This window comes from Nostoc sp. JL33, assembly GCF_017114985.1.
Taxonomy (GTDB): Bacteria; Cyanobacteriota; Cyanobacteriia; order Cyanobacteriales; family Nostocaceae; genus Nostoc.
This window is the reverse complement of sequence record NZ_JABXKP010000039.1, coordinates 132,135-154,708: the sequence shown is the minus strand read 5'-3', so window position 1 is coordinate 154,708 and position 22,574 is coordinate 132,135. Positions and strand designations below refer to the sequence as shown.

The window sequence follows — 22,574 nt, the reverse complement described above, 5'->3', positions numbered from 1 at the left end:
GTATTTATGGCTAACCTAGAAGTACTTGTGAATGAATTACCAACACTGATTCAGAGCCTAAAACTGACTATTGGCGATTCTAATCAAATCACCGAACAAATTATCCTGATCAATAATGCTCAGGAAGAACTACGGAATATTAAAAAATTAATTGCTCAGGAATTGAAATTTGATCACATCAAAAATTCCGCGATCGCTACACTTCCTCGAATCGGTATAGCTAGTTTGTTTATACCTAGTGTGGGATTAGTAGATCCAGCTGTAGCAGAAAAATTTGGCCACTCAGAAACTAAAATTTCATTAACTGATTTACAATCCAAAATTGATTCTTGGATTGAATGGGGTTATTTTTTGCAGGCAATAACTGCTGATATTCTCAGTGATGTTCAGTTGGTCAATCAGCTAACTTCTGATATTAATCATTTCAGCCTAACTGCCAACTTTCAGGTAATTGCTGAAAGCTTAAAGATTAACTTAGACTTTAGCAACTCTAATATTTTAGAGCGCCAAATTCAAAAACTCAGCAATTCTCAAAATGAGCTATTAGAATTAGAGCAAAAATTAAATTATATTTTTAATACTATCAAAAATAGCCATAGCTTATTAAATATTTTATTAGGCGTGTCTGCTTTTTATGGTAAATCTAGCTTCGTTTTAGAGTGGTTAGATGATGACCACGAATTAATTATATCGAGTGATGGAAAATTTCAAGAATTGACAGATATTCTTAATGATTGTGATTTTTTACAAGAACAAATGGCTACTTTAATTATTCAGGGTGACACTTTAAGAGAACAAGCAGAACAAGCCTTGAAAAAGATTGAACAGGAAAGTAGTAAAGAACCAATTATTAGCCAGCAAGTAGAAATAGTACCATTTTCGACACAAAAAATAGTACGTTCGGCTTTGTTTATAGCCTCAAGTTTATTAATCTTAGGTTTTGGTGGTTGGAAAATTAAAGAGCAAAGTCCACAATTGCAGCAGATAAGTCTAAGTTTAACTCAAGAAGGAAGTGCGATCGCCAAGTTTAAATCTGCTGAAAAACTCGGTATGGAGGCTGCTTCTCTGGTTCAAAATCCGCCGCATCCTCTACAAGTCTGGCAAGAAGCAGAAACTAAATGGCATCAGGCAATAATCTTGTTAGATAGTATTCCTAATGAAACATCAGTTTCTGAGCGAGCAAAGAAGAAATTGGCTTACTATCGAATTAACTATAAATCTATAAGTCAAAGAGTGTTAATTGAAAAAAAAGCCTTAGCAAACTTATAGTCAGCCCAAAAGCTAATAACAGAAGCTAATTTATTTGTACAAAATTCACCTCATTCACTATTAGTTCGGTAGGAAGCGCAAGACAAATGGCAACAGGCAATCGATTTATGAGAGGATATTTTAAAAGGATCAGAAGATATAATTTTGGTGTTCTCACTTAGGTTAACTTTGACGGTAAATCAAGGTTTTAGCGATATATTGAAATACATTGTTGTCCTAACTAAGAAAGCAAAAGATCCTTTTAAAACATCCTCTTAGTTACTTTATGAGTTTGATAGAATTGATTGGAGTTAAATTGTAATAATAATACTGATTCGCACCTAGAGTATACGGACAATTGGTTCCATTCGAGTTTTTACATAGCTGGACCTTAGCGCCTCCGGTCTGGTTGTTGAAGACCCCGTGGGCATTGTACTGATTATAAAGTTTGTAAGTACCGTAACGATAATATTTATTAGTGGGTTCATTACGAATGGAAACCTTCTCTGGATAAATGCAAACGTACCCAGATGGACATCCAAACCTAGTTTGCGCTTGTGCAGGAGATGTAGCAGTCGTACCGAGCAACAGCAAAGCGCTCAAAGAGAATAAGCTAGAACCTATTGAATTTAAAAGTTTCATAAAATTTCTCGCAATAGTCTATCTAAACTTACAACTTAAAATTGAACTACAAATTCCAAGAATTACGAAAATTGATTAGTAATCTTTACAATCCCTAAACCTTTATAAAACTAACTATGCGGCGATCAGATAAATAATTCAAAACTAAAAACCGATTACGATATTTATGATTTATCTAAGAAGTCACGAATCCGAGGCTTTCGATTTTCGTAAAAAAATAAAGAGGCAAATCGCCCTCTTTCGACGCTTCACCTCTCTTTACAACAAATAATTAAAACTAACAATTACACCTTAGAACGGTCAGTCAAAATCTCATAACCAGTTTCCGTCACTAACACTGTATGCTCAAACTGAGCCGATAAAGAATTATCCACAGTGACTGCTGTCCAACGGTCAGATAATGTCCGGGTGTGTCTAGAACCCGCATTTAAAATTGGCTCAATTGCCAATGTCATCCCCGCACGGAGTTTAACATTTGGCATCTCGCGGGTACGGTAGTTGAATACTGAAGGTTCTTCATGCAAGTTACGACCGACACCGTGTCCAGTGAACTCTTCGACTATACTAAAACCGTTAAGTTTCACATGGTCTTCAATTGCTCCAGCTAAGTCAAGCAGGTATACACCAGCCTTAACTTGTTCAATGCCCTTATATAAAGCTTCTTCTGCTACGCGAATTAATTTAGCAGCTTCTTGGGTCACTTCACCGACAGCAATTGAAATGCAAGAATCACCATGAAAGCCTTGGTAATAAGCACCCGTATCTACTTTTAATACATCCCCCACGCGAATTACTTTCTTTGGACTAGGAATGCCATGCACTGCTTCATTGTTAATGCTAGAGCAAATAGAACCTGGAAAACCGTGATATCCTTTAAAACTAGGCGTTGCACCCATTTCGCGGATACGTTTTTCTGCATAAGCATCCAAATCAGCAGTTGTCATTCCTGGCTTTACTAGCTCGGAAATTTCTTTTAGGACAGTTGCCACAATTGTCGCTGATTGCCGCATGATTTCAATTTCACGCGGCGATTTAATTTCAATTCCTCGGCGTTGTTTTTTCGCAGTTCCAGGCTGAGTAGCTTGAGAAAGTAAGTTACTGAAAATGTTCATAGGAAATTAATAATTACAGGTGGCTTTGCCGCTTAAGTATCAATGCTTTCTCTAGATTACTTGAGAACTAATATCTATAATTTAAGTTATTTTAATCCCTGATAGGGATTCTTCCAGTTTAGCCGCTAACGTATATAGAATAACACATTCGCCTACTCCTGATGTGTTGTACTTGAATCAAAATCGCCATAACTGATTTTTGGCTGCACACTATAGGACTTAGTATAGCTTTGGGTAAAATCGTGGGGAATTGAGGGTTGAAATTTTAATGCAAAGGGCAGGCAGCGCGTTGCGGGGGTTCCCCGCGTGTTCCACCGAAATATTTGCAGCCAAGCAATAGTTGGGAAATTAACAGATGTAATTCCGATTCAATATAAATATTTGTGAACTAACGTAAATAAGCGGTTCATTTCTATGGGTACTCCTAAAAGTGATGAGTACAAGCGACTCATACAATTTTAAAGAAAGGATTGTTTGTGGCGATCGCGCTACGGGAAACCTTAAATAAAATCATAGTCCTAAACAGGTAATGATGAATATTGGAACCTACTTACTGCTTGCATGTGGCGTGTTCTGGTCACTCACCTATGTTCTACTGATTAAACGTGGCTTTCAAGATAAAACGTGCGGAATGCCATTGGTTGCTCTGTGTGCCAATATTTCATGGGAATTCATTTTCTCATTTGTTCATCCCCACTTCCCACCGCATCTGTGGGTCAATATCATCTGGTTCATCCTTGATCTAATTATTTTGTTTCAATTTCTATATTTTGGGCAGTCTCTGTTTGCAAAGAAGGCGCAGAAATTGTTTTACCCTATGTTTGTGTTGACTTTGGTGACAAGCTTTTGTTGTGTATTTTTTATCAGCTATGAGTTTAACGATTGGAGCGGTGCTTATACAGCTTTTGGATCAAATCTTATGATGTCCATTCTCTTTATTGACATGTTGCTCAGACGCAACACTCTTTTAGGTCAATCAATCTTCATTGCCCTATCTAAAATGATCGGAACTACATTCGCTTCCATTGGTTTTTATATTGCCACTCCTACACGGCGGGGGTCGCTGCTGTTGCTGTTTCTATACAGTGCAATATTTGTCTTCGACCTCATCTATATAATGATGGTCGCTATCAAGTTGAAGCAGACCAGGAATCCACAGGTAGGTGTCATACAGTGACAGTTGAGAGTGTACAAGAACCCCACCCCCAACCCCTAAGAGCAAGCGAGGAGGCGGCTAAGATGCACCTGATGTGATTAGGAAAGGCTATATCTATTTTATTAACTTAAGAGCTGCGGTTCTATCGCTCCCTTTATGGATAATTAATACCAAAATAGAGTGATCTCTATCTAATACTGGTTTTTCTCTACTAACACAGATGGGCCAGCAGTGACGACCACGATTTGATCTGGGTGGAGTAACTCACGAGCTGCTTGATTAACTTGGTCAAGAGTGACTTTCTGGATTTTATCAGTGAAGGAGTGCAATTCTACTTTATCTAGTTCGTACACCTCATTCATCAGAATTCTATCTGTTAATTCCTCTGGGTTTGCCAGAGAAACGTTGTAGTTGCTGATCAGGGTGCGTTTAGCTGTTTCTACTTCTAGTGCGGTGACACCTTGTTGATGGATTTGCTGTAGTATTTGGCGGGTGCTAGCGATCGCTTTAGTGCTATCTTCTGGACTAGTTTGCATCTCAATCACAAATGTCCCTGCATTCTTAAGAGCTTGGAAGTAGCTATAAATCCCATAACTCAAACCTTGGCGATCGCGCACTTCTGCACCCAGTCTACTAGATAAGGTATCGCCTCCCAAAATCTGGTTTAATACTAAGGCTGCGTGAAACCGAGGATCATAACGGTTAATCCCTGTGCAACCCATATATGTAACAGCTTGGGTTTTATCTGGTAAAACTGGGTTGATACTGACTATTTTATCCGGCATAGATACCGTGGGATATTTTAATCTGGGTGCTTGGCCGCTAACTTCCCAGTTACCAAACTTATTTTTAAGGAGCGATCGCACTTTGTCTAGATCAAAATCTCCCACCAGCGCTAGCACTGTTGTATCTGGACGATAATGTTTAGCTTTGAAATCAATCACATCCTGGCGCTGAATCTGCTGTAAACTCTCCTCTGTGGGAAAGGTATGTAAGGGATGTTTTTTCGGGTAAATAGACTGAACAAATACTCTTCTGGCTACTTCTGATGGCTCATCTAATTCCTGTTGCAGATCAGTTAAAGTTTGTTGGCGATGCAATTCCAACTCTTTGAGTGGAAAGGTACTATTTTTCAGAACATCTGCCAATATCTCCAGGAGTATCGGCAAATCAAGAGCTAAACTATCACCTTCGATATGCACACCTTCGCGGTAGGTTTGAAAGTCTAGACTCGCTCCTCGTTCTGCCAAAACTTTGGCAATAGTTAAGACATCCTTGGTATTAGTGCCATTGAGCAAATTCTCTGCGACAAAATCAGCCAGTCCAGCTTTATTCTCTGGATCAAATTCCGTCCCGGCTTGAATGTGGCCGCTCAAGGTAACAGTAGGAGTACTATTATCTCTTAACAGTAATATCCGCAGTCCGTTGGTAAATTTAAATTGCTGCGGTAGGATTTGGGCGATGTCTTCTTTATGTTCGCGTAGCGTGTCGTAGACAGAGGCTGACGCAAGACTCAAAGAGGCTGCGCTAATGCCGTCATTGACAAGCAACGCATCTGTAGCGGAATCTACAGGCGGTAGGTACTTCATCACCTCAGAAAAAAGCACAGGTGCGCCAGGAGAGAAATTTTCTGTAGTATGGGCTGAGTCTGGTTTGTCACCAACTTCTGTTATCCGCTTCTGGGTTGGTTCAAAAAAGCCTACTGTCCGCGCTTCTTTTGTCAGGTATTTGTTAATCACAGCTACAATATCCGTCGGCTTCACCAGACGGACAGCTGCCAAATAACGGTCTGTGTAGCGATAATCACCAGTAGTTGTCTGATCATTGCCCAATCGCATTGCTTGAGAGGTGATATCACGGTTGCTCAAAATTACATCTGCTGTTAATTGGGTTTTGGCTTGTTCTACTTCCTCTGATGTCACGCCTTTTTCTGCTACATTGGCGATCGCACTACTCAACACTGAGTCAATTTTTTTCAAATCTTGTTTAGATCCAGCCGTTACCAAAACCTCATACCAGCCAGATTCTCGCAAACTGGTAACGGATGCTGTAACTTCACTAGCTAAACCTGATTCTACCAATGCCTGATAAAGTCTACAATTCCGTCCCTCTGTCAAGATGTAATCCATCACATCCAGCGCTGGGACATCTGGTTGATTTGCATCCGGTAGCGGATAGACAACTTGTAAGAGCCGGCTTGCTCCCGGTTCTCGCAATACTATCGGAGTACTAAGTGAGGTTGATGGGGTAAAAGTATTTTTACTCTTAACTCCTAACTCCCGTTCGGCTACGCTCACGGCAAGCTCACTCCTAACTCCTAACTCCTCACTCCTAACTCTCTTCGCTAGTTTGCCAAATACTTCTTTAATTGTTTCAAGGGTATTTGCAGTTTGAAAATCTCCAACAATCACTAAGACAGCATTATCGGGAGTGTAAAAATTGCGGTAATATTTTTGTACCTGCTCAACTTCAAATTTCTCGACATCAGCTTTGGTACCACCTACAGGCAACCCATAAGCATGATTGGGAAACACCGCCTGCATTACGGCGCGGTTGAGGCGATATTCTGGACTATTTTCGTAACCCTGCAACTCGGAAATTACTACTCGCTTCTCACTCGCCAGTTGTTCTGGCTCAATCTGGGAATTTTGCATTCTGTCTGCTTCCAGCACTAAGAGCGCTTTCAGCTTGTTTCGTTCCACAGTACCGTAATATGCAGTTTGGTCATAGCTGGTGAAAGCATTGGAATCACTACCTAAAGCGCTAAACAAACGTCCAAATTGAATCGGACGATTTAGAGTACCTTTAAACATCATGTGTTCTAACTGGTGGGCAATACCATTCACCCCTGGTTCTTCGTTGCCTGAGCCAACCTTATACCACACCTGCACCGTCACTACTGGCGCAGTATGCACTTCCTTTGTCAGGACAGTTAGACCATTCGCCAGCACTGTCTTGCGGACATTTTCTGTCAATGTTGAGGACATTATTCTTTTTACTAGCAAGGTTTACTATTATTTTTATTTGTTAAATGTAGTTCCATTTTGGCTATGAGTAGATTAATCACTCAACAAAAATCCGCTACTAGCCATAAGCTTAAAATTAATAACAGCAAGGGATATTTATAAAATCTGGAAAATCCATAGTTTTCTATTTATTTCAAGGACTTACGCAAAATACCTCTCAAACTCTTATTCCTCCGTGTTCTCTGTGTCTCTGTGGTTCGATTTTCCGTTACCTGTGCGTAAGTCCTATATTTTAACCACATCTGTCGTGGGGGCACAGCATGGTCTGTTTAGCTGAAAATCGCTGTAAGTTAGATAATTATTTTGAGGATGACGATAATCTAAATTAAGCAAAAAAATTTGTTAAGTAGATCGGCGTAAATAAATATAATATGTTTTGTCATTGCGAACGCGAGTGCGTCTCGTAGAGAGGAGGAACGACGTTCGCGAACAGCGTGTCGCAGACAAGCAATCGCAAAGACTGGGATTGCTTCGTTCCTCGCAATGACATCTTATGTTTAATTATGCCCGCCTACTTACCTGAGCAACAATACAGAAAAAGAATATATTAGCAACAAAGGTAATAAAAAAGCTAAATTATCGGAGTTTTGCCAAAATCCGAATGAATTCCAGAGGTAAGCCATCGGTATCGGCGATGAAAGCCACTTCGTAAATGCGATCGCCTATTTGCTGTTGTGTCGGTTCTAATAATACTTTCAAAGGTTGTAATTCTTCGGGTTGACTCTCGGCAGCTAGTGATATACGTTCTTGTAAATTTGTCAACCAGCTAGGTAAATCTGGTGTAATCTCAGTTAAATCGAACGAGAGATGATAGTATCCCACATAATGTTCGTCAGCAAACGCATCTGGGGCTGGTTTTGGTTCAGGAATTTGGATCAGTTCAATTCTGCCGCCCAATCCTTCCATCCAGCAAGCTAGAGTGTAGCCGGTAGTAAAGCGTTCCGAAATTGTAAACCCTAAATGTTCGTAGAAAGCGATCGCTCGATGAATATTCGCAGTCCGAATAGAAGCGTGGTGCATAACAAAAGTTAGGAGTTGTAAGTTATGAGTTATAAATTGAATTTAACTCCTAACTCCTAACTCCTAACTTGTACAGACGCGATTAATCGCGTCTCTTTACTCAAACAACCTGAAATAAGGGTAGCGCACAGGGACGCCAGGCTCTTTTTCCAAGTCAAAATTAATCACTTGCCAACAAGGATCTTCTGAGGTATCGGGGCTAAATTCCACGGGTAAGCCATACAAACGCGCAGCAGTAGCTTCCGGCACTCCAGAACGCCAAGGTGTGCTGCGTTCTAAATAGCCACTCATCAATTCCTGATAGCGTCGAGCAATAATCACTTTTGTTGCTCGATAGCCTTGGGTATAAAGCTTGTCTAATGCTTCGTGAATTTCAAAGCGAATACCATCGGGATGAGTATGCTGTCTATACCATTCATTATTCCACCTTTGCCAATGACGTCCCGATTGCAAATGGATTAACTCTCCATTTTTAGGATTAGCTTCAAACGCGCCATGACGCGGACACAAATAGGTATCTGTCAGTGTCAGCGCCGGAATAGTCTGGCGACAATGGGGACACTGTATTTCAGGCCCAAACATCGGGTACTGCAAACCTGGATTCATCATGAAGTGCGTACAAACATAATTTTGTCTTCACCAGCAGTACTGGGTTGGATTATACACTTCGGCCCAACCACTTTGGGTTCCTTGCTCACTGCTGCATAGACACGGAGTTGCGGCAGGAACATTGTTTACTAGTGTTTTCCTCAGCGTAGAGGCTTAACGCTGTGATATCCTGGTTATGCAACCAGCCTCAAAGGTTGGAGTTTCTCCACTGTTCCTGGGTACCATATTAATATTCTATCGTGTCTACCGCTTCTTACTGGACATCTCCTGATTTTTCTCAAGCTGCCTTCATTGCAGCCAATGCTATTGTTATGGGTTCGGTAAATATAGCAGCAGGAGTGAGCATTTGGTATGGAGCAGTGGTTAGGGGAGATGTAGAACGCATTGAAATTGGCGAATGCACAAATATTCAAGATGGTGCAATTTTACATGGCGATCCTGGTTCTCCAACAATTTTAGAAGATCATGTTACCGTAGGGCATCGCGCTGTGATACATTCCGCTTACATTGAGTGTGGAAGCTTGATTGGCATTGGCGCGGTGATTTTAGATGGGGTACGAGTAGGTGCTGGTAGTATTATCGGTGCTGGCGCAGTGGTAACTAAAAATATACCGCCTCTGTCCCTAGTTGTCGGCATTCCTGGCAAAGTGTTACGAGAAGTAACAGAGGTTGAAGCCGCAGAACTGATTGAACACGCTAAACGTTACCAAAAGTTAGCTTTAGTTCATGCTGGTAAGGGTACTGATATCGGCTTTAACAAGTCTTAGAGAGTGGCGAGAAATCAATTCACGCATTCACGCATTTAAAATTGTTCGCGCAGCGTCTCGTAGAGAAGAAAAGACTGGGGGAGATGTAGTTATAATGTAAATATTCTTTACATATTCGGTGGGAAAAATTGCCCACTTCAGCTAACAATAAAAATGAGAGCAGTTGACAAAAGTTTAATTTCTACTTAAAAGAGGGGTTCTAGATATGGATATCGATTACCGTATAGCGATTGTTTTAGCACCAGTAGTCATTGCTGCTAGCTGGGCAGTGTTTAATATTGGCGCTGCGGCTTTAAGACAAGTTCAAGGCTTTTTCGATCGGGAAGCCTAAATACGGCTCAATAATATCGATCTTCAACCGACTGTTTCTCTTCACAGAGGCAGTCGGTTTTATTCATAATGATTAATTTAATGGGGCATGGGGCATTGGGCATGGGGCATTGGGCATTGAGCATTGGGCATTGGGCATTGGGCATGGGGCATTGCATTAGTTATTCTTTCTCCCCCTGCTTCCCCTGCTTCCTCATCTCCCTCATCTCCCTCATCCACCTCATCCACCTCATCCCCCTCATTCCCCTCATCCCCCTCATCCCCACTCCCCACTCCCTTCCTTGGATATCGATTCTGTAATACAACCTCTTCAACGCTTTGGTGTCCATCTAGGACTCGATCGCATTGTCAATCTATTGGCGAATCTTGGCAATCCCCATCACCAAGTCCCGATAATTCATGTTGCTGGCACCAATGGTAAAGGTTCGGTCTGTGCCTATCTTTCTTCAGTACTTACTGAGGCTGGTTATCGTACAGGACGCTACACTTCCCCCCATTTAGTCGATTGGACAGAACGTATTTGTCTGAATGAACAGCCAATTTCCTCTGAGGAATTGAGTCAATTATTCCAACAAGTCCAAGCTGCTATTCGCCCTGAAGACGAATCGGCAACTCAGTTTGAAGTAATTACGGCGGCGGCTTGGTTATATTTTGCCCAGCAGCAAGTCGATGTAGCAGTGGTAGAAGTCGGACTAGGAGGGCGCTTAGATGCTACCAATGTCTGCTTGGAACCTTTAGTTACGATCATCACTTCCATTAGCCGGGAACACTGGCAACAACTTGGCCCTACCGTTGCTGACATTGCGAGAGAAAAAGCAGGTATTCTCAAACCTGGATGTCCTGTTGTGGTTGGGCTATTGCCACCGGATGCAGAGAAAGTTGTGCGATCGCGTGCTTTAGAATTACAATGCCCGATTTTTACGCCTCAACCTGCCCGTGAAACAAATCTAGGATGGGCAGAATATCAAACAATTCAAAATTCAAAATTAATTAAATATCCTTTGCCATTAGCGGGACAGATTCAATTAACTAATTCAGCTTTGGCTTTAGCTGCTTTAGAAATTCTCCAACAACAGGGTTGGCAGATTTCTGAAGAAGCCATAACTAACGGCATGGCAAAAACTAAATGGCCGGGGCGGATGCAATGGACTACTTGGAAAAACCATAAATTATTACTTGATGGCGCTCATAATACCGCCGCCGCCCAAGTTCTTCGCCAGTATGTCGATAGCTTAGACGCAGTTAACCACAAACCCGTCAATTGGATTATCGGAATGTTTTCCGATAAGGATCATGCGGATATTTTTACCGCCTTGCTGCGACCAGGCGATCGCCTTTTTTTAGTACCAATACCGATAGAACCTTGGCCTGGTAGGACTTCTGCTGATCTACAGGAATTAGCAAACCTAGCTTATAGCCTCTGTCCAGAATTAAGCGATCGCCAAATACATCCAGATTTATTCACAGCACTAGAAGCCGCAACCTCAACCGCTACCACAGACGATTTAATCGTTTTATGTGGTTCCCTTTATTTAGTAGGCAATTTTTTACAAATGGGGAGTGCGTAATAGCGATGAGGGAGATGAGGGAGATGAGGGAGTAGGGGGAAATAAACAATGCCCAATGCCCAATGCCCAATGCCCAATGCCCAATGCCCAATGCCCAAATCTATCTTAGATCCCACTCTTGCGCCGCATCCTCTACAGCTTTATCTACAGTCTTTTGATCTAACATTGCTGCTTGTAAGTTCTCGTAAACTGCCTTTTGCAGTTTGTTGAAATCCTTCAAAGTAGGGGTTAATATTTCTGCCTGTGGCAGTTCTTTAGCACTCATAACTCGCGCTTTTTCTATTGTTGAAGCATTAGCTGGAACATCTTGAAAGTAACTATCAGACAATGCTTTGACTGTAGAAGGTAGGACATTTGCAGCTTTAGCAAAGGCTAACTGATTTTCGTCATTGGTGACAAATAAAGCAAATTTCACAGCGCCATCTGGTTGTTTAGTGTCGCGGGGAATAACTATGTTCATCACCGCGACATTTTTTTTGCCTGTGTCACCAGTGAGTTGGGGTGCTATTCCCGAAGCTTGAGCGATTTTTGGGGCATTATTAGCGATCGTTTTCAGAAACTCTGGCCCAGAAGCTAGAAACGCAGTCTCTCCAGATTGGTATAAATCGATCGCGTGGCGATGTCCTTGCGTCAAAACTTCTTTAGGAAGCAGCCCTTTTTTATACAAGTCTACCCAATACTGAAACGCCGCTTTACCTTGTGCTGAATTAAACGCCGCTTTCCCCTCAGCATCTATTAAAGTGACTCCCATTTGCACGAAAGATTCCACCACTTCCCCGGAATCTTGCGGTACGAAAGTCACAAAAAAGGCATATTTCCCCGTCTTATCTTTAATTTGTTGGGCTGCTTGTGCCAATTCTGCGTAGGTTGCGGGTGGTTTATTGATACCCGCCTGTTTTAACAAATCGGTGTTATAAATGGTTAACCGCGTGGTGAGATACCAGGGAATCCCAAAACTCTTGCCATTGAGCGTGCTTGCTTTCCAGATATTCGGTAGATAGGAGGAACGTACATCGTTTGGGACTTTCGTATCTAAATCTAACCAGGCATTTCGTCCGGCAAGTTGGGAAGCGAAACCCGGATTGAGGTTAACTACATCAGGTGGCGTTTTTGCGGAGACAGCTGTTAAAATTTTGTTCTCCATCGCCGCCCAAGGTACATCAACCCAGTTAACCTTTATACTTGGATTTTGCGATTCAAAATTCGTAATTAGGCTTTTGAAGTAGTTGGTAAATTGAGGTTGGAGTTGCATTGTCCAAAACTCAACAGTTGCCGCTCCTGAAGTAGCTTGTTTCGTACTTGTACCAACATTACCTGTGCTGCAACTTACAATCCAACTGGTTAATAAGCCAAACAGTGCTAAAGCAACAAGTTGTTTAAATTTTCGTAATTGAATCATTTTCCCAGTATTTTTACGCTTGCTCAGTCTGAAAAGCTTAGGCAGAATTGTCGAGATTATAGGCTAAATAAATTACCTAGCACAAAATCCATCTTTTAGTACATTTAAATTTCCAATTTAGCAGTCCACCGGGCACAACTGTGGTAAAAAGCTTCACTAGTCTGTTTGACAAAGCGAATAAAGGGGCCGGCATTGGACTTGTGGCCAAAAGGTTCAATGGTCTGTTTGGCAAATCGAATAAAGGGGTTGGCATTGAACTTGCTCCCGAACGGGTAAATATAGTTCAGCTACGCAAGCACGGTCAAGGCTTGAAACTAGAAACCTTTACATCGGTAGCAGTTCCAGAAGGCATAGTTACCGATGGTCAAATCACCGACCCCGCATCAATGGCCCAATTAATCCAGCAGGCGCTAGCTGAGAGCAAAATCAAAACTTCTCGCGTTGCTACTGGTGTACCGGGGCGAGATTCCATCGTTCGGATAATACCGATGCCAACGGAGTTAGATGACAAAGAACTACGAGAAATGGTGTTAAACCATGAAGCAGGTTTGTATTTACCCTATCCTCGTGAAGAAGCTGATGTAGATTATCAGAAACTTGACTACTTTGTAGATGAGGATGGTATTGAAAAAGTACACGTACTCCTAGTTGCTACCCGCAAGGAGATAACGGATACCTATATAAGTACATTCGAGCAGGCAGGATTACAAATTGATGTTTTAGAAATTAACAGTTTTGCTCTGATTCGGACTATTCGCGATCAGCTGCGACAATTTGGGCCGCAAGAAGCAGCAGTACTAGTTGATATCGAGTTCGATAGTACAGAAATCGCCATCATCGTTAACGGAGTGCCGCAATTTTCGCGCACAGTCCCAATCGGGACTTATCAAATGCAAACTGCCTTAGCAAGGGCAATGAGCTTACCCACGTCACGAGATATGGAACTGTTACACGGAATGATTATTCCCTCAACTCCCATAGACGGCGGCAAAACCGGCGTTACCGAGATCAATCCTGGTATGGCAGCCATATTGAGAGTATTGGGAGAACTAACAGATGAACTGCGCCGTTCCATCGATTTTTATCTTAATCAAAGTGAAAATTTGGAGGTAGCACAGATATTATTAGCTGGGCCAGGAGGTGGACTCCAACAGCTAGATGAATTTTTTACCCAACGATTGAGCTTGCCAACTACCCAAATAGATCCAATTGGGGCTTTGTCCTTGGAAGTTGACATTGATAAATATCCACAGGTACAACGCTCTGGCTTGGCGATTGTACTTGGTCTAGGAATGCGGGAGGTGTAACAGAATGTACAGCCTAGATGTTAACTTTCTTAAAGACCGCCCAGCATACCAGGGAAAGCCTGAGAGAAAGGCAGGAATAGCCCTAAAGTTTCCTGCGGGTAATTTAATGCCACTGTATGTGGGAGTTGGACTAGGTGTAGGTCTTCCAGCTTTATTCGGAATTAGTTGGTGGTTTTTGCAAGGGAAGATTGTGGAATTACAGGCGACAGGAGCACAATTAGACCAAGAAAGCAAGAGGTTAGATACAGAAATCGGAAATATTAACAAAATCAAAGCCGAGACAAATGGAGTTAAAGGGGAAACCCAAGCTTTAGTCAGCGTATTTGACCAGATTCGTCCTTGGTCAGCAATGCTGCAAGATTTGCGCGATCGCACCCCAGCAGCAGTACAAATCGAGAACATCAAGCAAATCCCACCCGTTGCGGCAGTCGTAGGTCAGCCAGCAAACAATCCCGCCGGGGGATTAGAAATTACCGGATTGGCTCGTTCCTTTAACGATGTCAATGATTTCTTATTGATTTTACAACAGTCTCAGTTTTTGAAGTCCACAGAAAGCAGAATTGTGACGGCAACGTTAGTAGATGCTCCCTTAACACCAGGTGTGGGTCAACCTACTACTGGTGTAATAATTAAGCCACCCCAAGTAGTGAAATACACTATTCAATCGAGCATGAGCGATGTTCCAGCTTCGGAATTAATCCGGGAGTTGGAAAAAAAAGGCACAGTGGGGTTAGTGACTCGAATTCGTAGTATGCAAAAAATAGGAGTCATTCCAAAATGACGCTGAGTGATGATTTAAATTTTGGCGAACATGGTGGGGAATTCGAGGCGGAAACGCCAGCCTCCCCGGTGATCTTTGGTATTGCCTTCACACCAAAAATTATTGGGATTTTGGTGGGGGTAATTGGTATAGCGGGAGCAGGTTATATATTCTTAAACCTACTGATGCCAGCTTGGGAAAGCTATCAGCAGCAGCAAGCCAAAAACACCGAACTGCAAGGGCAAGTTGAGCAGAAAAAAGCCAGTATCAAACAGATTGATAAAGTTAAGGACGAGCTAGCACAGGCAAAGCAGCAAAAAGTTCAGGTTTTAAGTTTATTTGCTAACGAAAAAACCTTAGGTACATTGCTGTTGGATGTGAATCGTTTAGTTGAGTCTGGGAATACTCCAACTTCTATTAATGGAGTGAGAGCCAAACTGAATAAATTTGTGCCAGTTTCCCCAAAACCAGAACCGATTATCGATGGAAGTCTAGGACTACTGGTTAATGGCAAGCTGCAACGCAGCAGTATCAATGCCGAAATTACAGGAACTTATGAACAAACACAATCGATAATTCGTAACATTGAGCGTTTGCAGCCTTTGTTAATAGTTAAAGATTATCAAGTAACTTTGGCTCCAGTAGAGTCAAGATCCCCATTAGATAAAACGCCGATGCAGGTAGGCCCAGGAGCGATTAATACATCATTCCAATTACAGGTATTGATGCCACTTAGTCCAGAAGAAATAGCCGCAGCAGCAGCGAAAGCTGCGCCGAAAAAGTAGTTAAAAGTTAGGAGTTAGCAGTTGTGAGTTAGGAGTTGTGAATTAGGAGTTAAGGATTTCCAAATAAAAAAATACTCAACTACTTCTTGTGGGGTGGGTCGAAAAGCCCGCCCATAGCCAAAGTCCGCAAGATTGAATAATTTATTTGTTGCAAATCCCTATTGTGAGTTGTTATTCCTCATTCTTAACTCCTAACTCCTAACTCCTAACTTCTAAAACTCAGCACTCATGGCGAACTACTCAAAATTGTTTGTAAACAAGGTTTTATAGTGTGAGGAATGAACTGTGAAACAGCTTCACGGTAATAGTTTTATTTTAGGTACTGCCGCTTTTGTCTTTTTGGCAGCTCAACCAGTTTGGGCACAAATTAGTCAAATTACTGATGTCGAGTTAAATCCAGTTGATGGTGGAATTAAGGTTGTTTTGAAAACTTCTTCAGGGTCGCGGCCCCAAGTTTTCACGACAAAAAGAGACAAGGCTTTAGTCGCGGATATTATCAATACTCAATTACGATTACCACAAGGTAAAAGTTTTCGTCAAGATAGCCCAGCACCAGGAATTGCGTCTGTCGAGGTTAGTCAGCTTGATGCCAATAGCATCCGGGTGACGGTAACTGGTAGCAATAACACACCTGGAAGTCAACCTGTAGTGCGATCGCTAAATGGAATTACACTCAGCTTTAGCCCATCGGCAGGCACTATAGTGTCAGTACCAAGGCCAATAGCGCCAACATCCACAGCACCAGCCGCTACTACTCCAGTCCAACCTGGTCAAAAGCCAAGCGTTCTCGTTCCCAACCCGCAAATCACCATTGACGGACAACCTGCACAAGCTGCTGGGTCAGGTCAACCTGTGAGTCAGGCTCCACCTTTCTTACCTAGAGCCGTTGCCCCACCGGTGGGAGATATTGCTATTTCTAATACTGATGCTTCTCCTAGCAGCATTGACTTAGGAACTCAAGAACGTGTACCCCGCTTAGTGCTGCGAGATGCGCCGGTGCGTGAGGTTTTGTCATTGCTTGCCCGTGCTGCTAATCTCAACCTGGCTTATGTGGGAGGTGAGCAAGCTGGTGCTGCTAATGCACAAGCAACCTCTCAAACAATCTCTTTAGATATAGAAAACGAGCCAGTGCAAGATGTGTTTAATTACGTTTTGCGCTTGAGTGGTCTAGAAGCTAATCGCAGTGGTCGGACAGTTTTTGTAGGGGCTAAACTACCTAATGCGACCCGTGACATGGTTATGCGTAGCCTGCGACTTAATCAGGTGACAGTGGGAGTCGCCCTGAACTTTTTGGTCGCCTTAGGAGCAGAAAGCGCGGTCAGCCGCGAACGACAAGTTACCAGCGTTAATGCTGTGCCTGTTGGGGCTGGAGCTACTCCTATCACCCAAACTCAGACGACGACGGAAACCAGAGTTGAAACTCAACGCGTTTCTTTTACAGACTCTAGCCCATTACTGAGAGGTTTACAGGTATTAGGAGAAGAACGCACCAATGCCATTACCTTAATTGGCGCTCCCCGGCTAGTTGAGATGGCGATCGCTCAACTAACTCAGCTTGATATCCGCCGTCGTCAAGTGGTAGTTAACGTCAAGATTATTGATGTTAATCTCAATAACACCCAGGACTACAACACTAGCTTTTCCTTTGGAATTGGTAACAACTACTTTAGCAATGATGGCGGTGCAGCAACTCTAAATTTTGGCGGTTCGAGGCCAGCTAGTAGTGCTGAAGCGAGAAGCAGTGTGACTAGTACACCTACAGCCACTAATCCACTTAGTGCCACAAATATTTTTGTTAGCCCAACAGCTACTGCTGGCGCAAGCTCTAATCCACTACAACCAGGTATCACAGCATTTACACCAGGAACAAGTACAACTTCAATTGTGCCAACTGCGATTGATCCTATTACTGGTTTAGCGACTCAATTCCAGCAGCAAACCACGATCACCCCTGCAACAACCACATACGGCTTGCCAAGTCTATACCAATTCCCCAAACGTCTTCTCACTAGCTTGCAAGCTCAAGTGACAAATGGCAATGCCAAGATTTTGACTGACCCAACCTTAATTGTGCAAGAAGGTCAGCAGGCTCTTATCAACCTGACTCAAGAAGTAGTGGGAAATATAACCCTTCAAACGACGGATACTTCTGGTGGTTCTAGGACAGAAAGAACAATTGCGAAACAAGCAGTTGGCTTAACCCTGAGTGTGAAAATTGAGCGGATTGACGATAATGGTTTCGTTTCTCTATCGGTTGCTCCTACTGTCAGCGCTCCTTCAGGCACAGCAGATACAGGAAGTGGAAGTATTACTTTAGTGTCTCAGCGCTCCCTTACTTCTGGCTTAATTCGCTTACGAGATGGTCAAACGCTCATTCTCTCAGGCATCATTCAAGACCAAGACCGGACAAATATCTCCAAGATACCTATTTTGGGTGATCTTCCCCTTATTGGTGCGCTGTTTAGAAGTACAAACAGATCCAACCAGCGCAATGAGGTGATTGTATTACTCACACCTCAGATTATGGATGACTCTGAGAACTCCTCCTACGGCTATAACTACACCCCTAGCCCAGAAGTGCGGCAAATCCTTGAGCGTCGAGGCTTGAAGCTTCCTAGCAGGTAATAAAGATAATGGGTAAGTGAGTCACCTCTGGCAAAGGCTCAGATCCCCGACTTCTTTAAGAAGTCGGGGATCTTCTTGTTCACAAGTAGGATTAAATTTAAATGTCATTTTACAATAAAAATACCCAATGACATTATAAGTAACAGTAGTGGGTAAATACTACATAAGTCATTTTCACCAAAACCTAAATCAGTTATTTTAGTTTTTCTGCGTTTACTTTTTTCTTTTGGTGCAAATTGATTGAATAAAGTAGCTTTGAGTTGACCATAAATATTAGCAGTTTGCTGGTCAACATTGTAAATATAAATACCTGTAATAAAATTTATTACTAATGCTAAATTAATTTGTTGTTTTTGAGAACTTGCTGCCATATCTATTAATTCTCCCTGGACAATAACACAAGTTGAAACTAGACTTTTTTCAACCTCAACAAGGCGACTTAATATATTGACATTACCTAAAATAGCTAGACTACAGTGATTTGTATCGATTAGGTACATTATTCAAAAGGATTATCTTCATTAAATTCTGCTTGACCACGGCAAGCTATTACTAGTTTCAGACACTCTTATAAGTCATCACCTTCCCAAGTCCCTATAGTTTTCAGATGTTCTAGAAGTGAGCTTCCTGTGGAATTAACAGTAGTATGACTAGCAAATTCTACTTGATGTTGTGTTGCTTGCACTTGGTTTTGCTTTGTTTTCAAAAAACGTAAAAAATTAAGTGTTTCAGTCAAAAGTGCATCTGGTGCTGATTCAATTTCTTCGATAAGTAGTTCTTTGATTTTCATATTTACGCCTCTTTAACTGACATCGTTTAGTAGTATAAAACAGCAAGTATGATTGTGGCTATGTTGGTAGACCTCCAGCTTGAAAAATCTGTTCGGCTGTTAAATTCAATTCCGGGAAAGTAGGCGAAGCGATGCGATCGCTGCCTCTAAATTGAGTAACTTGGTATTCACCATCGATTAATTGATAAATAGATATAGTAGGCTGTTTAGGGTTGCCAGTGAACTTTTTAGCGCCTAGACCGAGATAATCTACAACCCAGTATTCAGGAATTCCAATACCCTCATACTTACCCTGTTTTGTGTAATAGTCATCATCCCAGTTGGTGCTAACTACCTCAATTACTAAGGGAATTGATGCTGCAAGGCTTACAGTTGATTCTTTTTTCCATAGCGGCTCATTTATTAAATTAGGGCGATTCAGTAATAGCACATCTGGGGAATAGGCAGATTCCGAATTAGTTGGTTTAATGAGCGCAGTTTTGGGGATTGTATAAGGTAGACCATTACGAACGTACTCAATAGCAATTTTTTCAACCAAAAACCCGACAATATCCTCATGGTCTCCTACTGGTTGTGCCATTTCAACAATCACTCCATCATGTAATTCATATCTTCCACCTTCGGGTCGCCACGCTGCAAAATCTTCAAAGGTTACTAGTTTTGGTATGGCTTGAGTCATAATCTATTACCCCTAGTAGTCGTTTCGATCATATCGCTTTCTTACGTTCAGCCTTAACAGTAATATTAAGGGATACAGTACTGGAAAAGGTTTGTTGCGGAGAACTGAACTCTGACTTTTCACGGTATCTGGAAAACCTCTCTTCTTCATCTCTCTCCTAAAAGGAGAGAGATGAAGAATTTTCCCCCTTAGAGCGTCGGGAAGGGGGTTAGGTTTTTCGTGCGCTTTTCCACATAGTCAGAACTAAACTATGGTGGCAACAACAACATTCGCAGAAAATAGGGTTTTACCCCAAAACATCAGTTGGCAAACATTTAAAACCATGCTGGCTGAAAATGTGAGTCCATCTGAAATTTCAGAGGATTTTCCTGATTTAGAGCCAGAAGACATCCAGGCTTGTCTGTTATTTGCAGCCTGCCGCACAGACTTTCCTCGATTGACTGCATGAATATCTGGATTGATCCTCAACTACCTCCAACCTTGGCAGTTTGGCTAACTACCACCTTTGCAGTCAGTGCTACAGCTTTAAAAGATTTGGGCTTGCGAGATGCCCAAGACGTAGAAATCTTTGAAGCAGCGCGTGGGGTTTTCCCAGTGATTATGACAAAAGACAGCGATTTTGTTGATTTAGCTTGTTGGTTAGGGACACCTCCACAAATCGTAACCTCCGGCAGATTCTTACGGCTACATTTCCAGATGCTTTAGAACGCCTGCGACAAAGTGAAGCGATCGTAGAAATTAGCCCAGAAGCCTAGCTGTAGGGGCAATTCATGAATTGTCCCTACTTGAAAATTACTCTTTTCGGCTATTGTTTGCCTAAGTCTTGTATTTGTAGCGCGTATTCCGTGAACAACAAGATCCCCGACTTCTTAAAGAAGTCGGGGATCTGAGCCTTCGATTTTCATAACAATTGGTTAATCTCAGCAATAACTCTTCAACATCGGTAATTAATCCTAACAAACCCTAAGCATCTCCCATGTTCACACTCCCCTGTTTCCCTCGTGATCCCTGCGGGGGGCTGCGCCAACGCGGTTTTTACTAGGTATTTTTTCCTAGTTTTGGGGTGGTTTTTAGTGAAACAACGCCGTAATATTACAAAAAATCCTGAAATCTATATAAATTAATGGTTTCATCTATCCACATCAGGCTACAACACCTTAGAATGATTCATTGAAAAGTCGAGCCGATGGGATGTACAGCCGTTTTGAGTAAAAGTACTCCTAAAGGATGATTTTTGTATTTCCGCGAACCGAGATTTCAGTACAGATGTGTCAAGGTGCATCCGTAAAGAATCTCAAGTAAACCTTCAGGAGTTTGATATGAACAAGGGTGAATTAGTTGATGCCGTAGCTGAAAAGGCTAGTGTTACCAAAAAACAAGCGGATGCAGTCTTAACTGCCGCTTTGGAAACGATTATTGAAGCGGTTTCCTCTGGTGATAAGGTAACGTTGGTAGGATTTGGCTCATTTGAATCACGGGAACGTAAAGCCCGCGAAGGTCGCAACCCGAAAACAAATGAAAAGATGGAAATTCCAGCGACAAGGGTTCCTGCTTTCTCGGCAGGGAAACTGTTTAGAGAAAAGGTAGCACCCCCAAAAGCATAGGTTCTGTCTTCGGGAACCCTTTTTTAATGCGGCAACCTGCACACGGGGGAAATTTAGCCTGGGCAGCAGCACTGGCTGGCTGTCCCCCTGACGCTATTCTGGATTTTTCTGCTAGCATCAGCCCGTTGGGGCCTCCAAACAGCGCGATCGCTGCTATTAAGTCCCAAATTGGTAATCTTAAGCACTATCCAGACCCAAATTATAGTGAACTGAGACTAGCTCTCAGTCACTTCCATCAATTACCGCCTGAGTGGATTCTGCCGGGTAACGGCTCCGCAGAATTACTTACTTTAATTGGTAGGGAATTAGCTCAATTAGCCGCGACAACTTTAATAACTCCAGCCTTTGGCGATTACTACCGAACCTTGGCAGCGTACAACGCTAATGTGCTGGAGTGTCCTTTGTCATTGGTCAATGGTCATTGGTCATTGACCAATAACGAAGGACGAAAGACAAAAGACAAAGGATTATTGCTGAATAATCCCCACAACCCGACCGGAAAACTATTTTCACGGGACTCTATTTTGCCTTACCTAGAGCAATTTGCTTTGGTTGTGGTGGATGAAGCATTTATGGATTTTGTGCCGCCCAATGAGGAACAAAGCCTGATTCCGGTGGTGCAGGAATATCCGAATTTAGTAATATTGCGATCGCTGACCAAATTTTACAGTCTCCCAGGACTGCGATTGGGATATGCGATCGCACACCCTGACTGTCTAGCTAAATGGCAGCTATGGCGTGACCCCTGGCCCGTAAACACGCTAGCGGCGGCGGCGGCAATTGCGGCACTCCAGGATACGGAGTTTCAGCAGCAAACTTGGGCATGGCTACCACCTGCACGAAACCAACTCTTTCAGGGTTTAGCTGAAATCCCAGGATTGCAACCCCAAGCAAGTGCCGCTAACTTTTTACTGGTTGAGTCCCAAGAGTCTACTTCGCAGTTACAGCAACAATTACTCAAGTATCACCAGATTTTAATCCGCGATTGCCTTAGCTTTAAAGAACTAGGCGATCGCTTTTTCCGTGTTGCTGTACGTTCCCAATCCGATAACCAACGCTTACTAACAGCGTTAAACTCAGTGCTGAGTGGGGAGTGGGGAGTGGGGAGTGGGGAGTGGCGAGTAGGGGAGTAGGGGAGATGAGGTAA

Annotated in this window: 22 protein-coding genes; 13 read left to right on the top strand and 9 right to left on the bottom strand. The window is 42.5% G+C overall.

Annotation, left to right across the window (positions count from 1 at the left end):
• Window positions 1-6: 6 nt before the first annotated feature.
• Window positions 7-1,269, top strand: coding sequence for a hypothetical protein (locus HWQ23_RS10705; protein ID WP_292827531.1), 1,263 nt, complete (start codon window positions 7-9; stop codon window positions 1,267-1,269).
• 905 nt (window positions 1,270-2,174) lie between these two features.
• Here HWQ23_RS10705 and map read toward each other — a convergent pair.
• Window positions 2,175-3,002, bottom strand: a complete 828-nt coding sequence (gene map, locus HWQ23_RS10700) for a type I methionyl aminopeptidase (RefSeq protein ID WP_292827529.1) — start codon at window positions 3,000-3,002, stop codon at window positions 2,175-2,177.
• Window positions 3,003-3,531: 529 nt separating this feature from the next.
• Between map and HWQ23_RS10695 the strand changes: the two genes are divergently transcribed.
• Window positions 3,532-4,179: a transmembrane-type terpene cyclase gene (locus HWQ23_RS10695; RefSeq protein ID WP_292827527.1), complete on the top strand. Its 648-nt coding sequence runs from the start codon at window positions 3,532-3,534 to the stop codon at window positions 4,177-4,179.
• A 170-nt stretch (window positions 4,180-4,349) separates the two neighbouring features.
• Here the strand turns inward: HWQ23_RS10695 and HWQ23_RS10690 are convergent, their stop codons facing one another.
• The 3 genes from HWQ23_RS10690 to HWQ23_RS10680 form a co-directional block, all read right to left on the bottom strand.
• Window positions 4,350-7,145 (bottom strand): M16 family metallopeptidase, encoded by a 2,796-nt coding sequence (locus HWQ23_RS10690; RefSeq protein ID WP_375466473.1) that lies wholly within the window; start codon window positions 7,143-7,145, stop codon window positions 4,350-4,352.
• Window positions 7,146-7,760: 615 nt separating this feature from the next.
• Entirely contained in the window at window positions 7,761-8,204 is a 444-nt protein-coding gene (locus HWQ23_RS10685; protein WP_292827525.1) for a VOC family protein, read from the bottom strand.
• A 96-nt stretch (window positions 8,205-8,300) separates the two neighbouring features.
• Window positions 8,301-8,810, bottom strand: coding sequence for a TIGR02652 family protein (locus HWQ23_RS10680; RefSeq protein WP_442949772.1), 510 nt, complete (start codon window positions 8,808-8,810; stop codon window positions 8,301-8,303).
• 242 nt (window positions 8,811-9,052) lie between these two features.
• Here HWQ23_RS10680 and HWQ23_RS10675 point away from each other — a divergent pair, with 242 nt between their 5' ends.
• Both HWQ23_RS10675 and HWQ23_RS10670 read left to right on the top strand, forming a co-directional pair.
• Window positions 9,053-9,580 carry a gamma carbonic anhydrase family protein gene (locus HWQ23_RS10675; protein WP_292827519.1) on the top strand — a complete coding sequence of 176 codons (528 nt, stop codon included), beginning with the start codon at window positions 9,053-9,055 and terminating at the stop codon, window positions 9,578-9,580.
• A gap of 205 nt (window positions 9,581-9,785) precedes the next feature.
• Window positions 9,786-9,911, top strand: coding sequence for a photosystem II protein Y (locus HWQ23_RS10670; protein ID WP_292827516.1), 126 nt, complete (start codon window positions 9,786-9,788; stop codon window positions 9,909-9,911).
• A gap of 77 nt (window positions 9,912-9,988) precedes the next feature.
• On the opposite strand, the gene HWQ23_RS10665 is transcribed toward HWQ23_RS10670, so the two are convergent.
• On the bottom strand, window positions 9,989-10,183 hold the full coding sequence (locus tag HWQ23_RS10665) for a hypothetical protein (protein WP_292827513.1): 195 nt from the start codon (window positions 10,181-10,183) through the stop codon (window positions 9,989-9,991).
• Between the two features lie 8 nt (window positions 10,184-10,191).
• Here HWQ23_RS10665 and HWQ23_RS10660 point away from each other — a divergent pair, with 8 nt between their 5' ends.
• Window positions 10,192-11,478, top strand: a complete 1,287-nt coding sequence (locus HWQ23_RS10660) for a bifunctional folylpolyglutamate synthase/dihydrofolate synthase (protein ID WP_292827510.1) — start codon at window positions 10,192-10,194, stop codon at window positions 11,476-11,478.
• A 100-nt stretch (window positions 11,479-11,578) separates the two neighbouring features.
• Here the strand turns inward: HWQ23_RS10660 and HWQ23_RS10655 are convergent, their stop codons facing one another.
• Entirely contained in the window at window positions 11,579-12,877 is a 1,299-nt protein-coding gene (locus tag HWQ23_RS10655; protein ID WP_292827507.1) for an ABC transporter substrate-binding protein, read from the bottom strand.
• 200 nt (window positions 12,878-13,077) lie between these two features.
• Between HWQ23_RS10655 and pilM the strand changes: the two genes are divergently transcribed.
• The 4 genes from pilM to HWQ23_RS10635 all read left to right on the top strand — a co-directional run bounded on the left by pilM (window position 13,078) and on the right by HWQ23_RS10635 (window position 18,354).
• Window positions 13,078-14,184: a type IV pilus assembly protein PilM gene (pilM, locus tag HWQ23_RS10650; RefSeq protein ID WP_292827504.1), complete on the top strand. Its 1,107-nt coding sequence runs from the start codon at window positions 13,078-13,080 to the stop codon at window positions 14,182-14,184.
• Window positions 14,185-14,188: 4 nt separating this feature from the next.
• Window positions 14,189-14,965: a PilN domain-containing protein gene (locus HWQ23_RS10645; RefSeq protein WP_292827501.1), complete on the top strand. Its 777-nt coding sequence runs from the start codon at window positions 14,189-14,191 to the stop codon at window positions 14,963-14,965.
• Window positions 14,962-15,729: a pilus assembly protein PilO gene (locus HWQ23_RS10640; protein ID WP_292827498.1), complete on the top strand. Its 768-nt coding sequence runs from the start codon at window positions 14,962-14,964 to the stop codon at window positions 15,727-15,729. The genes HWQ23_RS10645 and HWQ23_RS10640 overlap by 4 nt, the downstream gene beginning before the upstream one ends.
• 285 nt (window positions 15,730-16,014) lie before the next feature.
• Window positions 16,015-18,354 (top strand): AMIN domain-containing protein, encoded by a 2,340-nt coding sequence (locus HWQ23_RS10635; protein ID WP_292827495.1) that lies wholly within the window; start codon window positions 16,015-16,017, stop codon window positions 18,352-18,354.
• A gap of 104 nt (window positions 18,355-18,458) precedes the next feature.
• Here HWQ23_RS10635 and HWQ23_RS10630 read toward each other — a convergent pair whose 3' ends face one another.
• The 3 genes from HWQ23_RS10630 to HWQ23_RS10620 form a co-directional block, all read right to left on the bottom strand.
• Window positions 18,459-18,854, bottom strand: a complete 396-nt coding sequence (locus tag HWQ23_RS10630; protein WP_292827492.1) for a type II toxin-antitoxin system VapC family toxin — start codon at window positions 18,852-18,854, stop codon at window positions 18,459-18,461.
• A 68-nt stretch (window positions 18,855-18,922) separates the two neighbouring features.
• Entirely contained in the window at window positions 18,923-19,144 is a 222-nt protein-coding gene (locus tag HWQ23_RS10625) for a DUF2281 domain-containing protein (protein WP_365741023.1), read from the bottom strand.
• Between the two features lie 58 nt (window positions 19,145-19,202).
• Window positions 19,203-19,823, bottom strand: coding sequence for a Uma2 family endonuclease (locus tag HWQ23_RS10620; protein ID WP_292827489.1), 621 nt, complete (start codon window positions 19,821-19,823; stop codon window positions 19,203-19,205).
• Between the two features lie 250 nt (window positions 19,824-20,073).
• On the opposite strand from HWQ23_RS10620, the gene HWQ23_RS10615 reads away from it, so the two are divergent.
• From HWQ23_RS10615 to cobD, 4 genes are all read left to right on the top strand, one after another.
• Complete coding sequence (locus HWQ23_RS10615; protein WP_292827486.1) at window positions 20,074-20,271, top strand: DUF433 domain-containing protein; 198 nt, start codon at window positions 20,074-20,076, stop codon at window positions 20,269-20,271.
• Complete coding sequence (locus HWQ23_RS10610) at window positions 20,268-20,528, top strand: DUF5615 family PIN-like protein (protein ID WP_292827483.1); 261 nt, start codon at window positions 20,268-20,270, stop codon at window positions 20,526-20,528. The genes HWQ23_RS10615 and HWQ23_RS10610 overlap by 4 nt, the downstream gene beginning before the upstream one ends.
• 614 nt (window positions 20,529-21,142) lie before the next feature.
• A complete protein-coding gene (locus HWQ23_RS10605) occupies window positions 21,143-21,427 on the top strand; it encodes an HU family DNA-binding protein (RefSeq protein WP_010998076.1) in 285 nt (94 codons plus the stop codon).
• Between the two features lie 26 nt (window positions 21,428-21,453).
• Window positions 21,454-22,560, top strand: a complete 1,107-nt coding sequence (gene cobD, locus HWQ23_RS10600; protein ID WP_292827480.1) for a threonine-phosphate decarboxylase CobD — start codon at window positions 21,454-21,456, stop codon at window positions 22,558-22,560.
• Window positions 22,561-22,574: the final 14 nt, after the last annotated feature.